This window comes from Anthropogastromicrobium aceti, from assembly GCF_020687335.1.
Lineage (GTDB): Bacteria > Bacillota > Clostridia > Lachnospirales > Lachnospiraceae > Anthropogastromicrobium > Anthropogastromicrobium aceti.
In genome coordinates this window covers 26,372-42,312 of the sequence record NZ_JAJEQN010000008.1, presented here as the reverse complement: position 1 = coordinate 42,312, position 15,941 = coordinate 26,372, and the positions used below count along the sequence as shown (strand labels likewise).

Annotated in this window: 18 protein-coding genes; all 18 read right to left on the bottom strand. The window is 41.0% G+C overall.

Translation table 11 applies throughout. The annotated features are described in order from the left end of the window. Window positions 1-68 precede the first annotated feature (68 nt). Entirely contained in the window at window positions 69-1,307 is a 1,239-nt protein-coding gene (locus LKD48_RS04565) for an N-acetylmuramoyl-L-alanine amidase (RefSeq protein ID WP_308731351.1), read from the bottom strand. A gap of 64 nt (window positions 1,308-1,371) precedes the next feature. Beyond that, a complete protein-coding gene (locus LKD48_RS04560; RefSeq protein ID WP_308731350.1) occupies window positions 1,372-1,842 on the bottom strand; it encodes a phage holin family protein in 471 nt (156 codons plus the stop codon). Between the two features lie 195 nt (window positions 1,843-2,037). Next, window positions 2,038-2,184 (bottom strand): hypothetical protein, encoded by a 147-nt coding sequence (locus LKD48_RS04555; RefSeq protein ID WP_308731349.1) that lies wholly within the window; start codon window positions 2,182-2,184, stop codon window positions 2,038-2,040. Window positions 2,185-2,222: 38 nt separating this feature from the next. Beyond that, entirely contained in the window at window positions 2,223-2,993 is a 771-nt protein-coding gene (locus LKD48_RS04550) for a hypothetical protein (RefSeq protein ID WP_308731348.1), read from the bottom strand. A gap of 158 nt (window positions 2,994-3,151) precedes the next feature. After that, a complete protein-coding gene (locus LKD48_RS04545) occupies window positions 3,152-4,960 on the bottom strand; it encodes a BppU family phage baseplate upper protein (protein ID WP_308731347.1) in 1,809 nt (602 codons plus the stop codon). Then, window positions 4,953-7,136 (bottom strand): tail fiber domain-containing protein, encoded by a 2,184-nt coding sequence (locus tag LKD48_RS04540; protein ID WP_308731346.1) that lies wholly within the window; start codon window positions 7,134-7,136, stop codon window positions 4,953-4,955. Before LKD48_RS04540 ends, LKD48_RS04545 begins: the two co-directional genes overlap by 8 nt. Before the next feature lie 6 nt (window positions 7,137-7,142). Beyond that, complete coding sequence (locus tag LKD48_RS04535; protein WP_308731345.1) at window positions 7,143-7,529, bottom strand: hypothetical protein; 387 nt, start codon at window positions 7,527-7,529, stop codon at window positions 7,143-7,145. Between the two features lie 9 nt (window positions 7,530-7,538). After that, entirely contained in the window at window positions 7,539-10,667 is a 3,129-nt protein-coding gene (locus LKD48_RS04530; RefSeq protein WP_308731344.1) for a hypothetical protein, read from the bottom strand. A 15-nt stretch (window positions 10,668-10,682) separates the two neighbouring features. Then, window positions 10,683-11,246: a Gp15 family bacteriophage protein gene (locus LKD48_RS04525; RefSeq protein WP_308731343.1), complete on the bottom strand. Its 564-nt coding sequence runs from the start codon at window positions 11,244-11,246 to the stop codon at window positions 10,683-10,685. Further along, complete coding sequence (locus tag LKD48_RS04520) at window positions 11,243-11,665, bottom strand: hypothetical protein (protein ID WP_308731342.1); 423 nt, start codon at window positions 11,663-11,665, stop codon at window positions 11,243-11,245. The genes LKD48_RS04525 and LKD48_RS04520 overlap by 4 nt, the downstream gene beginning before the upstream one ends. Before the next feature lie 15 nt (window positions 11,666-11,680). Then, window positions 11,681-12,208, bottom strand: coding sequence for a hypothetical protein (locus tag LKD48_RS04515; RefSeq protein WP_308731341.1), 528 nt, complete (start codon window positions 12,206-12,208; stop codon window positions 11,681-11,683). A 14-nt stretch (window positions 12,209-12,222) separates the two neighbouring features. After that, window positions 12,223-12,675, bottom strand: a complete 453-nt coding sequence (locus LKD48_RS04510) for a hypothetical protein (RefSeq protein WP_308731340.1) — start codon at window positions 12,673-12,675, stop codon at window positions 12,223-12,225. Beyond that, a complete protein-coding gene (locus LKD48_RS04505) occupies window positions 12,672-13,124 on the bottom strand; it encodes a minor capsid protein (RefSeq protein ID WP_308731339.1) in 453 nt (150 codons plus the stop codon). The genes LKD48_RS04510 and LKD48_RS04505 overlap by 4 nt, the downstream gene beginning before the upstream one ends. 1 nt (window position 13,125) lies before the next feature. Then, window positions 13,126-13,539: a DUF6751 family protein gene (locus tag LKD48_RS04500; protein ID WP_308731338.1), complete on the bottom strand. Its 414-nt coding sequence runs from the start codon at window positions 13,537-13,539 to the stop codon at window positions 13,126-13,128. Continuing rightward, window positions 13,536-13,931 carry a head-tail connector protein gene (locus LKD48_RS04495; protein WP_308731337.1) on the bottom strand — a complete coding sequence of 132 codons (396 nt, stop codon included), beginning with the start codon at window positions 13,929-13,931 and terminating at the stop codon, window positions 13,536-13,538. The genes LKD48_RS04500 and LKD48_RS04495 overlap by 4 nt, the downstream gene beginning before the upstream one ends. Before the next feature lie 13 nt (window positions 13,932-13,944). Next, window positions 13,945-14,925: a phage major capsid protein gene (locus LKD48_RS04490; RefSeq protein ID WP_308731336.1), complete on the bottom strand. Its 981-nt coding sequence runs from the start codon at window positions 14,923-14,925 to the stop codon at window positions 13,945-13,947. A gap of 16 nt (window positions 14,926-14,941) precedes the next feature. Next, a complete protein-coding gene (locus LKD48_RS04485; RefSeq protein WP_308731335.1) occupies window positions 14,942-15,520 on the bottom strand; it encodes a hypothetical protein in 579 nt (192 codons plus the stop codon). 88 nt (window positions 15,521-15,608) lie between these two features. Further along, a complete protein-coding gene (locus LKD48_RS04480) occupies window positions 15,609-15,893 on the bottom strand; it encodes a ribosomal-processing cysteine protease Prp (protein WP_308731334.1) in 285 nt (94 codons plus the stop codon). Between the last annotated feature and the right edge of the window lie 48 nt (window positions 15,894-15,941).

The window sequence follows — 15,941 nt, the reverse complement described above, 5'->3', positions numbered from 1 at the left end:
TTGCATACAATACAGTGCCCTCCGGTTTATTTCCGGAGGGACTTTTTATGCGATTATCACATACTTACTCACTTAGCTTTAATCGCATAGTCAAGGCTGATCCATCCTGCACCAGACTTGAGCTTGCCCCAACGTTTCGCACCTTTACCAGAGGCTTCCTCTATGATGGTCAGCGACATCGTCTCTCGGATCTGGCCTGTGATTGGCGCGTTAGTGCTTGGCCACTGACGTATGTTTAAGGCTTTGCCAGGAATAGTTTCTGGTGTTACCTTTACCATATATGGCTTAGTTGACGGTGTATAATTAAGTCCAAAGCCCTGCTGGATACCTGCAACGATTGCGCTTGCAATCTTAGTTTTGTTTGCCAGATACCAGCTCACGTCATCCCAATCGCTAATAAAGCAGGTTTCCAGCACTGCATGAGACACACCCTGCGCACGTACCTTTGACTGAACCATCAATCCATTTTTGTAGCTTTCCTGCCTCTGAGTGACTACCACACCATCCCATGCCTGTCTGCTGCCAATGGAGTAGAGGTTGCGTAGAATCGCATCCTCGACAGAGTGACCAGTTTCGGATTTGTCAATATAGACCATACTGCCTTTCATTTTTCCATCGCCTGTTAAATCGCCAGCTGCAGATGCGTTGAAATGCACCTCAAGCACGTAGGTGTATGGTGTAAAGTCGTACTGGCCACCATGTTTGAAATACGAATAGTGATTGCGATCTGGTGCAACATCACACGGTACACCAGCTCGATCAGCTGCTGCCTTAATCAGATCTCGCAGCTCACGTGTAAGTGCTGCCTCCTGATAACCACATCCTACTGCACCCGGATCCCATGATCCATCTACGTTTCGACCGTGTCCAGCCATAACTAACATACGAAAACTCATCTTCTTTTCCTCCTTCTTTTTGCCAAAATAAAAGTGTCCCCACTCTTGTGATATGGAATCACTGCCCAAATAGTCATAGGCTGCGTACAAGTTTGCAAGCTTTTCTTTGTCTGGTTGTCCATGCCCGTCTGAGTACTTGGTGAAACTTCGAAATTGTAAGATCTGTGCAGTTGGGAAGCGACGCTGTCCCTGCTCGAATACTGCCTGCGCCGCCTGCAAACACTGTGTATCGTGCTTGTCTGATGGCGATGTAAATGCAGATGCCAGGCAAGTATCTAAATCTTTGTATGATGGTAACAAATCATGGATACACTGAGCGATGGCAAGCAAAGCATTGTAGTTCTTTCCAGAGAAAATTCCGCCTTCGGCATATATCACTTTTGCAATCTTTATTAGTTCTGCTGTAGTCATTTTCATCCCTTCTGCCAGCTTGCGCCAGCGCAAAAAAGGAAGGCCGAAGCCCTCCCAAATTAAATTACTCGTTATCCTTTTTCTCACTGATTGGCATCTTATCAGCCACCTGAGACTTGATATTTTTCATCAACGGTTCGAGGAATGGTGGCAGCGCCACTCCGATATCTTTCAGATTTTCAAGGATGGATAGCACCTCGTTACAGATGATCCAGCAAGCCACGATGCAGGCCACCAGAAAAGATCCTGGCAATGTGATACCTACCGTAGTGGATGCATACAAGATCAGCTGATCGATGATCGCACCAACCGCCACCAGAAGCCACATGCACACTTTTTTCCAGATGCCGCGCATGGACTTGTAGGAGTTGATATCCTCCGATCGTTTCGGTGCCGCGATCAAGCCTGTGATGTAGTCGATCACATTGGTACCCACCATCAGCAGGATCGGCACCGCCAACACCCCAAAAAGTGATGTCAGCACGCTAAAAATTGCGGTAAAAATCCCCTTGATGTAGTTTACATTTTCGTTCATGATTTGTCCTTTCCCGCTGCTTTCCGGCAGCGCTTTGATGTACTTTGCTGCGAAAAACGCAGCATAAAAAATAGACCCTCACGGGCCTGCTCTGATATAAACCATATTTCACCTACTTTCTGGCATAAAAATACCGCGAGCAGATGCCCGCGGTATAACCTTATACTACATAGCTTGGTTTGCAACAATTACATATCATTTTTTATAAGCTAACTTTCCGTTCTCCCATACTATTTCAGGGAAATTTTCGCTTATAATTATAATTTCCCCTTTCAACATTTCCTGCTTTGGCATAGTACTTGTCCCATCGCTATATTTGTTATTTTCTTTTTTTTCGTTCATATAAGCTCCATTTCATTGCTGCGAAACAGAGCGTTTTCTCAGTTTCGCCAAATATCCGTTACTTCTAAAATATCAGATACGCCATTTTCTGAGAGCAATTCCGATAGAAGCATGTTACATTTTTGTGGCTTTCCAGTACCGACTATATCCATCCTTTTAACGAAATCTTTGCTTTCTTTTAATATAATAGGCATCTTATTTTTCGCTACCGTTTCGAATGAATTCGGAATGGCATTATGGATTATTCTCCATTCTAAAAGTTTTTCAATCAATAGGCATTTAAAATAGTGGTGATCCAGTGTACTTAGATTTTTTTCATCTGGGCATTGCACTAATTGCCCCACCTGAGCCTGTATAGCTTTCAGCATATAGTTGACAACATCCATCTTGTAAGAAAACAATATCTTATTAATCAGTGGATCTTGAATCACGTTTGATGCAATTGTTTTATAGTACGCAGGAATCTTTTCATCTCCAATTACATAAGGGTAACCAACGGTTCCAAGATAGCAGTGTCCTAATTCATGGCAAATCTCCAGCAGCGCTATCTCATTCTGCGGAATCTCTTTTATTGCAACAATATGGCATGTATTGGGTATGTAGTAATTGCTCATATTTGCATGCAAATCATTTTTCAAGAAATAGCCTATTGGATATTTTAATTTTTTAGTTACAAATTCCAAGAATTTGTTCTCTTTCTCTCCAAATTGATCGTTCACATCTGCATACGGAATATATTTTGCTCCAAGAGTCTCTTCTGCATAGCGAATTACGTGGGGATTTAAATTAAAAATATCATTCTTGTTCATAAATTGCCTCCTCTGCATCTTTACTTTTTTTGTTTTTTGTGATACAATAGGAGTAAGGTATCTATTGTATCAATAACCCAGATAAAGGTTGCCGCCTTCTGGGTTATTTTTATTTTACTCCGATTTGTGTCGATATGCAATTGTTTTCTCAGATCAGATCATTTTACTGAACTATTGTATTCTTTAGCTAATTGCCAGTAGCCAAGTTCTTTTCCACGTTCAGAAGCAAGAGTAGCAATTATATTGTAGCCTTTATCATTATAATGTACATCATCGTATAGTAAAGATGTTGGTATTTTACCCTGCGAAATGGCTGTTATATCTTCAGCTGTTGGAGTAATCCTTGCATCAGATAAGCCATATTCAAGCATATATTTTCTTTGATTTATAAAATGTCTGCCAAAATGTATTGACATATTTTTTTCTATCGTTTCAAACGTTTCGGTAACTGTACTAACTAAGTGATGGACTCCAATCACAATATATTTTTTGTTGATAGGACTCATATAGTCAATCATTGCTTCTATACATTCAATCAGTTCGGCTGAGGTAGTAAACCCACCATTAGTTCCAATCCATATAATGTTAATATTATCACGCATTGATTTCATTGCATAAGTAATTAAGGGAGTTGGGCGAGAAACAATTACGGACTCTCCATTTTCGGAACGAGAAAAATAATATTTTCCATTTTCATAGGTAAGTGTACCCTCTACTCCATTGATAGAACAGGGATTTATTTGTGCGGTCATAACATATTTACCTGTCGTTGGGTCTAATGCCGAACCGCCTTGTAACAAAATGCCAGTACTATCACCATATATGTTAGTTAATTCAATTTCTACTTTACTTGCATTTGCAGGTATGGTAAATGGCTTTACAATATTTGGTAAACCACCTTGTCTTGAAGCTATGTTAATCGTGTTTTCCCCGCCTACGCCACAATTAATCACTTTTCTACCATCAAGTAAGCCGTGTAAAACATATGGGAATGCTTTAGAATATGAATCACCAACCCCCACTCCACGAGTGAGTGAATCACCCCAACAATTTACAGTTTCTTTTCCGTTTATTTTAGAAATATTTATAGTTTCTATTTTATTAACTACTAAGGGATATGTCTGTGTTGGAAATTCATTCAAATACATTTCAACACCATTATCAGGTATCGTTATATCAGTTGTGAGATAAGTATTTGGCGAAACACCCATTTTTGCTGAATTTATCACTTTACCGTTCGAATCACATATAGCATATAACAATGTGTTTACAGACCCATGTGTTTGTGACATTATTCTATATTTTTCTCCACTAATAACGTTTTTGTGCATCACATAAGCGTTTGCGTTTTCATAAGTCATAACTTCATTATTAGTATCAATATACGCAACTTTATTTTCTAATAAGTTGTAATCAGACGAATCAACAGCAATTTCTCTCTCTTCTTTTTTATACAATTCATTTGAAGTGTCACCTAAATCCGACTTTAATCCAGAGACATCCTCATTCAGCTTCACGTAATCTTGTGGAATACTTCCAGCTACCTGATCGACAATCTTCTGCGTTGCTTTTGCAACTGCATCAACTACATCTGATTTGGACATGTCAGCATTAACTGGCATACTCTTCGGATTTACTACAAAATAAAATGGAGCAGATTCTATTGTTTCGGCTCCAGATACCAGTTTTATTTTACATCGTACCTTTCCGGCCACCGCAACCATCTGCTGCTGTACAATAACTGTGACTTCTCCATTTGAATATGTACATGCAAAAGAGAAAAATTTTCCATCATCTTTTCTGCCTTCTATTGTTGCAGTTGCAGATGCAGGTGCTGTCCAGCTGCCATCTGAAGAATACAGCTTAAAAATAAAAGTCCTGCACTTATCATCATTCTGCGATACATTAATATGTATTGGTGAACCCTTATCTGGCACCATGTTCAAATTATATCTTACTTCAATCATGATTATTCCTTTCCAGTTTCTCTACTCGAGCTGTAAGCGCCTTTACTGCTCCGATCAGATCTGATATCAGCTCGATGTAACCCAATGCTCCATACTCAACCTGCTTTGATTTTCCGTCTGGCTGCTTCTCCCAGCGCAAGAATTTTCCAAGCAGCGCGCAATTCTTGCTTTTAACGATGGGTTCAACATCCTGATATATGAGGCCATAGTGATACATCTCGTCCTGATCAGCACTGTATCGGTACGCTGCTGGGCGAAGCTTGTTGATAAATGCCAGGCTTGTCTCCTCGTCCAGATACTGCACCTTGTCTTTCAGACGCGCATCCGATGCGGTATTGACTACGGCAACATTAAGCGTGCAACTCTGCGGCGTGTCTCCGTCACCTTGTCTCTTACCATACATGCTTATCACGTTGGAGCTGCTCTGCTCGATACGTGCTGTATAATCAGCAGTTTGCTGATCTATGCTTTCTGCTAAATGGAAATCTATGTAAGGTGTATGAGCTGCTGAGTCATTATTTCCAAATATTTCTAACCCGTAATCAACAAAGATCGCCTTGTCGAAGTACACATCCTGATCCGTATATACCCCATTTGCAAACTTTCCGTTTCGGGATGACATAGGACCCAGCTGAAAACGGCCATTCGTGCTGATGAAGCCACTTCCAACTTTTAAAATACCATTGTTGATCAAGACCTCACCTGTCTTCATGTTTACACAAAATAGTATATTGCCATCCCCATCCTCGACCAACAGCTTTCCTGTTTTGATATAAGTCGCATTTAAGCCAATAACATAAATCTTATTCAATATCGCCATTCCAGTTGCATCAATTCCAGTAGGATATGTTTTTCCACCATCCGTACTGATACCTATCGCTTCTGCTGTCATTTTCCATATAATCATTGATTCAGACAGCTTAGCTTTGTCATGCATATAATAAATTGTACTTCCATCTGGCTGCTCATCCTTCGTACAATACAGTCCCGAACTACTCTCCAACTTTCTTGCCAGATTTTCAATTGCAGTATCTCTTGCCTTACGCTCATTCGTTATCAGATTTCTTGCCTCTTCATACGTCTTAGAAGCCTCTGATGAAAACTTACTGCTATTTCTTATTGCAGAAACAGCACTATTTTTTAATGTCGTGATTCCGAAAAAAGTAAAATCAATATCGGTCAATACTGACGGATATTTTCGTCCTTTCCTGTCCTCCACATATACTGGATCCATAAATTCTGCCAACGGATACGCAATGTGATCACCACTAAAATCACGTAAATGTACTCCAATCAGCCTCTGCCCAATTGAATCCACCAGTTGCTGCTCCTGTCCTGCAACCAGCGGATTCTCAACTTCAATAAGATATCCTTCTTTCCCACATAAAAATGTCTGATCCTCTTCAGCTGTTTTTCCTTTTACTTTCATTCGGATTCCAGTGATTACTACATCTTCGGTTCCAATCTTCAAGGAATTGAAGTTTCGAAGTTCCTGTATATGCACCCCTTCTTGATCGAATACCGAAAAATCATAGGACAAAATTTCCAACATACCCTGTCGACTAATCCGCGCATTTCCAGCAGCCAACATTGCCAGATATCCAAACACAGCACGAAATGTCAAATCACTTCCGGATGGCTTTTCCTTGATTGTAAAGTCATTATTGCGGAACAATGTATTGCCAGGCTGAATGCCGCAATGTTCACACATCTCAATAAATAGTTCAGATGCAGATACAGGGAAAATCAGATCACTATAGAACGCTTTATCTGCTCGGTACATATCGTCCACTGCTGCTACAATCACTGTATGTCCGTAAGTTTCCGGCTTTGTTACAGTAAAATATCCGCATTCAATTTTCTCGATGCGTTCTTTAAGTTCTTTCGTTTTCGGCAACCAGAATGTCATATATAACAGGATTCGTGCTCCAACAAAATCATACTTTTCGAGGTGATCATCATCATTCATTAGTTCAATCTGAACCTGCCGTTGAATAGCAGCTCCTAGAGGCAGGCCATTACTCCCAGCTCCATCCGTAATCGAATTGTTCGATACTGTAAAGTCATTCTCTGTTAATGAAAGTTTGGTTCCATCTAAAAACGTCACCTCTGCCTGCTCTTTAAAATCTGTTCGCATTTCCATTTGCTCACGAAATTCACTGGATACATGAATCATTAGCCATCACCTCACCTTCTTTACTGGATTAATCCCTGTCATATTAAAGCTCAAAGAACTAAATTTCTCTTCATTTTCTTTTAAAGTGCCAATTTTACAGTCACCTTTTCCCACATAAAATGTATCATCACGCCAACAACCATAATATGGACTAAAATAATGCAGCGTGAAATTGCGTTGAATTACTAATTGTAGAATCTCTGATACCTTCTCTGCCGGAACATTTGTAGCTGTATAGTTTTCCTGCTCAGCTGTAAAAAGCGGAGTGAAATGCCCCACTCCGCTCTGTACTCTTACACTGTCTTCTGAATAGGTTGTGACAAAGCTATGCTGCAGATCTTTATCTGGCTGATGAATTACAATCCCATCAATCATTATCACTTCGTCCTGCATGATTCCTCCTTACGCTAACTCAAATGGATTATTACCTGACTTATCCTGTCTTGCCCGAGCTTCTTCCATCATCTCATCAAACAGCACTCGTCGATTGATCTGCGCGGTAAAACGGTATGTCCGACTTCCACCACTATCCCTACTTTGCAATTCTTCTCGCATGATCTGGCGCAGTAGACTTTCTGGTGTCTCAATGTTCGTTCCCCGCTTCTGATCACCCAAAACTGCAAGAAATTCGCTTTGCGGAGGAATAACAGCTCCGGTTGCCAATCGTGGGATTCTCCCCCAACTTACCGTGCCAACATTCGGATGCCAGCCAGTTCCGCCCAATCCTGGAACCCAATCTGGAACTGTGAAACCAATCTTATTGATTCCGCCTATTACCCAATTCAATCCGCTTTCAACCGCACTGATCATACCATTAACCAAATCAATTACGGCATTAATTGGTGTTTTTGCCAATCCAACAATCATGTCAAAAAAGCCTCCGAAAATCGTAACAATTCCACTCCAAGCCTTACTCCAATTTCCCGTAAATACTCCAGTTAAGAAATCAATTAAACCACTAAAGATCTTCTTTATTCCTCCAAAAAACTGTGATACTCCGCTGAAAAAATCATTAATGACCTGCCCGGCTGAGCCAAAAACTGTGGTCCAATCCGTAAGAAATAATGATTTTAACCATTCTACAAAGCCTGCCATCCATTCTTTCACTTCGTCCCAATGCATGATAATCAGCGCAACCGCACCGGCTACAACCGCAACTATCGCCACTATAGCAAGCGTTGTCGGTCCTCCAATCATCGCTACAACCGCTTTCAGTGCTGAAATTAGTCCGCCTGCGCCCTGAATCGTAGTTATTATGGTTTTAATTGCTGATACTGCAGATGCTATCGCCGGTCCCATCTTTATCGCTGCCAAAAATGCAAGAATCAATGTTGTTGCAAGAATCACAGGTGCTGGTAACTCACTAAATGCAGTCAAAAGTCCATCAATCAGAGCTTTTCCAGCCTCATATAGCTGTGATGCCAAACCAATCCAATCAATGGCATTTAGCATATCTGCAATTGTCTGACCAACTGCATGCCAATCTGTGTTTTGAGCTGCTGTAGTAATCATTGTCAGCAATCCCAACACAAACACTGAAATACTTGCACCAATCGTTTCACCATCAATTGCCGCAATTGCTCCATTGATTCCATTCGCCAATGCCAATCCTACTTGTGACCAATTAAGCGTTGTAACAAAACCATAGAACATATTCCATGCAATCATAAATTTCTGTCCGATAAGATTTCCCAGATTCCACCAATTGACCGTATCCACCAAGCTGTTCATTCCTCTGGCGAAGGAAGATCCCAACAATTTCCAGTCTATTCCAGTGATCAACAGTAACAGTGTATTAACGATTGTATTGATTCCATCTCCAACGGTCTTTCCCATCAATTCCCAATTGATATTTCGAACCAGGCTATTAAAAGTTTGAGTAAATGCATTGACAAAATATGTTATCTTGGGTCCGACTTTTTCCCAGGATATTGCATCATCTACTTTTGCCAGTACGAAATTGATCTTAGAAGCCAATAACTCACCAAGGCCATCCCAATCTTGAGCAGCAATTAGTGCCTTTATCTTGTCTGCAAAGTCTTTAATCGCTGAATCAATCGGAACTTCTTCAAACATCTCCGATGCACTCGGCGGCTTATATCCAGGAATGGAACTTCCACCATTTTCTCCTACATCTCCTGCCCCTGAGTCCTTATTGGATTCATACCTATCAATCTCATCCAGAGGGCTTAGGTAACTATCTGCTGCTTTTGCCGCATCCTTTAATCCCTTAGCTGCATCTCCTGCTCCTGATGCAGTATCTTGTAATCCCGCTGCAAAATCTTCCTGCACTGGAATCGCTTTTTTAAACGATTTTGCACCAGTCAGCGTAGCAAAAAACATTCCAACATATGTTGCCGCTCTAGCCAACATATTGATGAAACCACTAAGAATCGGGGCCACTACTGTCAAAATCGGTGAAAATGCTGTTGCAAACGCATTCTTCAAATACGTTAATGCCGTCAATAACATCGAAATAGATGTGTTGGTTTGAACTGATGCCTGTGCTAAATTCTGAAAGCCACCAGTTACGCCAGATGTCAGCATCTGTAAAAGACGCGATACACCCCCAAACAGGATCGTTGTTTGAATAACACGTAAAAGAGACATTCCTGTTTGATCAGAATGTCTCCCAAGATTTTTCATAGCTGCAATACCTTTTCCAGACATCGCAGCCATTCTCTTTACTGCTGATGATGCTTTATCAAACTTTCCACTTAACGTATTGGTCAGACGGTTTAATACGGATTCCTGTTTATTGACTTTTGACAGACTTTTTTCATACTCCTGCAGCTGTGCGTTTAATTGTTGAATTTTAGCAGCATTTTGATCATATTCTTTATAACCTGGCCCTACTCCAGCTTTTGACAGTTCCTCCTGTCTTTCCTTTAACCACCTTAAGTTTTTGCTATCATCTGCAATATGTCGGTCGCTATATTCCGAGTTCTTAAAGGTCTCGTATAGATGATCAGCCCCTCTTATTGCCGCATCTTCTTTCTGACGCAATTTTTCTAATTTTTTTTGCTCGTCTTCAAGTTTTTGACTAATAGACGACACATCTGGCAAAAGCCAAGCTTCTCCACTCTCTTCTAATTTTCTTTTTTGATCTTCCAGCTTCTCAATGGCAGTTCTAATTTCGTTTAAGCCTGCTAATCTTCTGTCCACATCTGCTTCACTGAATCCTAAATCAATCCATGCCTCTTTCTTATTTGTAAGTTCAGTTTTTTTCTTCATTAGATCTTCAAGTTCAGCTGATAATTTCTTGTATTGTTCTGTCTCAATTTTCTGCTCTGACAGTTCTTTTAATTTTTCTTTCAGTTGCTCAACTTTCCGTTCCTGCTTCTTATATCCATCACTTAACTCTGAAAGTACATCAATCTGCTTTTTGAGTGAAACAGAAGCTTCATCGCCAATTGCAGATATCTTATCAGCCGTTCTTTTTGCTGCCCATTCCAGATCTTTCACCCCAATTTTAAAACCTTTTGTATCAAGATCTACTTGTATCCTCAGGCTACCATCTGACTCTGCCATTGGCGTCTCACCTCCTTAATCAAATAGTGCAAGCAGTTCCTTTTGTTTCTGCTTTTCTTCCTTTGAATAACGCTTTTTCAGATCGATCATGCTGCGATTTTTCTGATAAAATTCCTGCTCCCACTTTTCCAGTTTCTGATGCTTCTGCTTTTTCTGACGGATACTCAATACTTGTGAAAAAAGGCTCTCACCAATTTCCATATATGCACCAGCAAATGTCCACCAATGCATATATGGAATGGCTCGAACCTCTTTTCCGATTACTTTATTTACCGCAGGGATAATCAGTCCAGCGTCCTGTTCCCAGTTCATGAATGCAGGAGATTGTGTCTCTTCTGTCTTTTCTTCTCCAAGATCAAGGAACCAGCGTGCTTTCCCACAAGCTTCCTGGTAAAGTTTAGGCGACATTGATGCAAAATCCTTAAATAAAATATCAAGACAAATCATCCACTGCTCATCTTCTTCATAATTGGGATCCCCGAAATATTTTAAAATATCCAATGCCACCCGAAAATCACTACGAATATTCCACTCTTTATTACCTACAGTCAGGGACTGAGGAAGCTCCCACGCACTCATTTCACAACATGATATTTTGCAGTGGCTTTCCGGATCTTCTTCATCTTCTTTTCTACACGCTCATTCGTCACCTTTTCTATGATACCTCGAATGCCATCAAGTACGACCTCAAAGAAGAAATCACCATTCTGAACCGGGGTAAGCGGACCGCATTTGCCAAAAATACTGTCTGACACTGGGTAATTAAATAAATGGTCAAACTGCTCTCTGATCTGACTAGAAAACTTCTTTACAATCTCTTCATTCCCCTCATTTTCATTAAATGACACATTATTAAAGAATTCAACCACAGAGCCATATCTGTTTACAATATCGGTATCAGTCGGTACAAACTCGAACTCTCCTATCTTCTTGCCGTTTTCGTTTTCTACATCGACTGTAACGGCACCAGTATCAACTTTTAATGTTAATTTTTCCATTAGCTCTCCTTTTCATTACTCTTCCGGTGTAAACTTCTTTGTTCCCGGAACATAAAGACCCTTTACTCTGTTCCCTGTATAATCCACCTGATACGGAATCTGATATCCTGCCACAGAACCGCCATAGCTCTTCGGAGTTACATAACAGTCTTCCTTCCAAGCAACAAATCCAGCTGTTACATCGCCTTCCCACATATGCACTTCAAGAACTTCTGTCTTACAATGCGTATCATCCTTATATCGATGATCAACAATCTCCTGAAGCTTCTCAAAAAGTGGATCTCCAACAACCGCATAAAATGTATCTGCATCAATCGCTGGACTATATCCGCTATTTGTAAAGGAAACTGCTCCTGTTACATCTTCTTTTGTTTCTGTATCTGGATTCAGTTCAATAGTTAACTCTTTCAAATCCTTTCCCAGACGTACCCAGTTAGGTGTTTCTTCTCCAATTGCGGTATTAAGCAGATGTGCCATATACTTTCGCTCAATTTTGCCTGTTATTTTCTCACTTGCGTGTAACTGTAAATTTAACTTAATCATTCTTTCCCTCCAATCTACAATCCAAGCAGATCTGATTCTATTTCTTTATAAGTGATCTGGCACTGCACCATGTACCTTGCCAATCCTGACTCTGTATTTACCCCAGCCAGATTCGGCATGTTCTGTAAGACTTCCATCTTTTCAATCTTGCAGTTATCTGGAAACACAGGATACCTCTTCTGGCGATTTTGTGTTTCTAACCATTCCATAAAGCTCTGAACAAAATTCATGCACTGCAGGTTCAGATCATCGCCATCTGTTGAATAATTTTTTACTATGACAATGGCAAATCCGTAAGCTTTTTTCTTATCACCATTTACATATTCGCTGATGATTTTCCCCGAGTAATTGGTGACAAGCGCAAAGCTATCTCGTGATTCTGGGGAAAAATTAAAGCTTAGGATATCGCCAACAAGCTCCTCCACTTTAGGCTCGAAGTACGCCTTTACTGCTTCATGAATCGTCATGCTTTTCCCCTTTCCAGATACGCGGCATAACTAGTAACCAGATCCTGTTTTCTAGCAGTCATCATTGCTTTATCCCAGTGCGAAGTTGCCAATGGATGAACTGTTTTCTTATGCTTCAGCGGCCGATCAGTAGGCTTTTTTGCCACACCAGGACGAGACCAAAAAAGACCCTCTCCATTAGTAAACGCACCTTTTTTAGTAATTGGATCGACATATAACTTGCCCTCCCACTGATAATGCGCATATGGAGATAAATAATGGATTACTGCATGATCATCTTCTTGATAAACTGCTAAATTTTGTGCCAACACCTCTGCCTGTGATGCTGGCACATATGGATCCATAAGTCGTGCTGCTTCATTTGCCAAAAACAAGAGGCCATCTGATCCTCCTGTTTTCTCACTCACTAAAGTTGAAAAATCTTTTTTCCATTCAAAATCAACTTTCATGTCAGCCTCCTAACCGATAGTGCTTATTTGTCAAATGATTTGTATTGTCTGAAAACGCTGTAACCTTAAAAGCACTCGGTTTGTTACGAGTTAAAAGCTGCGTTGCTGCATGTCCGTCCGCTCCGGTTATTTCTTCCTGACAAATACCTACTACCACAATATCATCCATAGACACAGTAAAATGACCTGCCGGATTTTTCAAAAATTCTGGATACGACAGATATCTGGAATCTTTTGGGATGCGAACCGTATATGTATTTGACACTGTAGCTTGTGTAGTCAAAACAGTATTAACCTGCGCCTTATAGAAGCATCCGGAAATTACAGTTCGAATCCACTTTTCTTTTCTGTCTTTCGTATCTGCCGCACGAATCCGGTTATACAACGTAATCGTGTAGACATAGTTCGGATTCATTTTAGCCCCCTGTACATCAATCCTGTGTTACAGAGGTACTGCGCGATCAGGCGCCGCACTTCCTTCATTTTGCCTGTTTCAGTCAGCGTTGAATTTGACAGATCTACCGTTCCACTCTGACCATCATTTGACCAGGATGCTAATGGACCTGCCAGGCCGCTTTCCTGCTGCTCGGCCTTAGCCTTGTCTGCCTTATACAACACCTCTGCCACGGCGCAGGTACACAATTTTACCTCTTCCGGTGGCTCTGGCATAACCTTGACTCTTCCAAAGGTGTACAAATCAATCTGCACTCTGGCCTCACGCTCCCAGTACAGGAAGGATTCTTCTGGTACTACTGGGGATTTTCCCAGCAGGTATCCAGATGTGTAAAATTCATAATCTGCGTACATTGCTCGCCTCTCTTTACTTTGACTTCAGCACTGAGAACGGGCATCTCTTAGTCCTGTCCGTCTGCACGCTGTTGATCGGATTTGGAATCTCCCATCCCATTCTCATGACGGCTCGGAGTGCAACCATGTCATTCTGCATCAGGTTATATGCAATAGAACCATCTGTGTTCTGAACAACGCCTTCCGTAAATAACTTAAAGGTGATATCCTGTCGAATAGAGTAAACCAGCTGAGAAAAATCACCTGAAATCATCAGTGCCTTGCTCTTATCAAAAGAGCCATTGTTTGGGAAGTTCATAGGGCTGCCATCCAGAGAATATGTAGTGCCGCTCTGAATGTCACTTTTGAACAGCGGATCGCCGTTGGCATTCTTCAAGCCTCTCAACTTTGCTCTCATAGAAATATCAGCCATGTGGCCATTTACAAAGTAACCACTATTTTCAACCATGGCAATAGATCCCTCTTCTCCCATGATCTTATCATACAAATTGTCTTCGGCCGCCAATGTTACTACTGTCTTAGCTGTAGTTGCTGTGGACACAACATCAGCTCTCCAAGAAGTCGGCTTATCATCGCCGAACAGAATGGCGCCGTCAATCTTCTTGCCAAATGCTTCAATAATTCTTGGCTTTGTCTCAGCCCAGATATCATACTCCGCATCATCAAGAACCGCCTCTGGAATCGGAACAATAACTGCAATCTCCTCTGCAACAATGAATTTCTTATCCCATGCCATTTTTGTTGTCTTTTTCTGTCCGGAATCACCGTTCACAAAATAAGCAATTGGCAGCATATCAAGTACAGGCATCTTATACTGTCTTGATGTCATATTAGGAAGCTTACGTCCTCTCTGAAGCACTGCAGACTGTGTAACAATTCCCTGAATGATTTCGTTAGCCTCCTGCACTGGAATCAAAGACTCAGCGCCAGTACGATCAATAATGTTTGTGTCATTCTCAAAAATGTGTAAATCCATTACATATTTACTTTTCATATTTCACTTTCCTCCGTCATCTTTTTGCGGCAGCACGAATCCGGTCATTGATTGTCATATTCATATTTCCCCCGGAATTCTGGTTATCAGATCCTGTAGAAGTTGATACTCTATATGTACCAGCTCCTGTATATCTTGGATTTTCTTTTAAAAATTTCTCTGCTGCCTTTGCAAAATCAGTTTTCTCATCAACCAATTTGCTTACTTTAAACATTACATAGTCCAGATCCGCGTTCTTTACACCCTTATTGATAAGCGTTTTCTCCTGCTCATACTGTTGTAACTTCTCTCGTGCTTCATCACGCTCTCTGGTAAGCAATTCTACATCAGGCTGCTGTGCCTTCTGCTTTGCCTTAAAATCTGCGATTGCCGTTGTAATCTGCTCTTCACTAAGTCCCTGTTTTCTGTAAAAGTCTGCAAGTGCTGCTCGTGTTGCTTTCTCAGCTCTACTGGTGGCAATCTCTTCTGCCTGTTCAAATGTATACCCAGCGCTGCCGCCGTTATTATTCCCACTTTTTCCCCCAGCGTTTCCAGATGCGCCTTCCGCGCCAGAAGCACCTTCATCAAAAATGTGTAAATTCATTAATTTTTTCATATTTACCTCCGTTTTGCCTCGACAGGCTCCCACAGCTTTTTCTGCCTTCATGTTTTGGGCATAAAGAAAACCGGCTATTTGCAGCCGGTTAACCAAATTTTATGCAATTGTATTTCTGGTTAATTGATGCAAGTCCCAAGAACCATGAATTGACAAGAAGTTTTCCTTTCTCGTCCAGACCATCCCACTCAATTACCGTCTTCCCTGAAGCAGTTTCTGCGCGAATCCGATTATCCGTAAGCTCTTCCAGCGAATTTATCAAATTGCAAGTCAGTGCCGAGATAGCAGAACAAACAATGTCCTGACCATTTACAGATCTACAAGCATGTCCTTGCATTTTGATTCCTGCTGGAGATACTTTCACCACTATCATCGTTTCATCCTCCATTTTTTCTAATAAGCATTAAAAATACCACCAGCC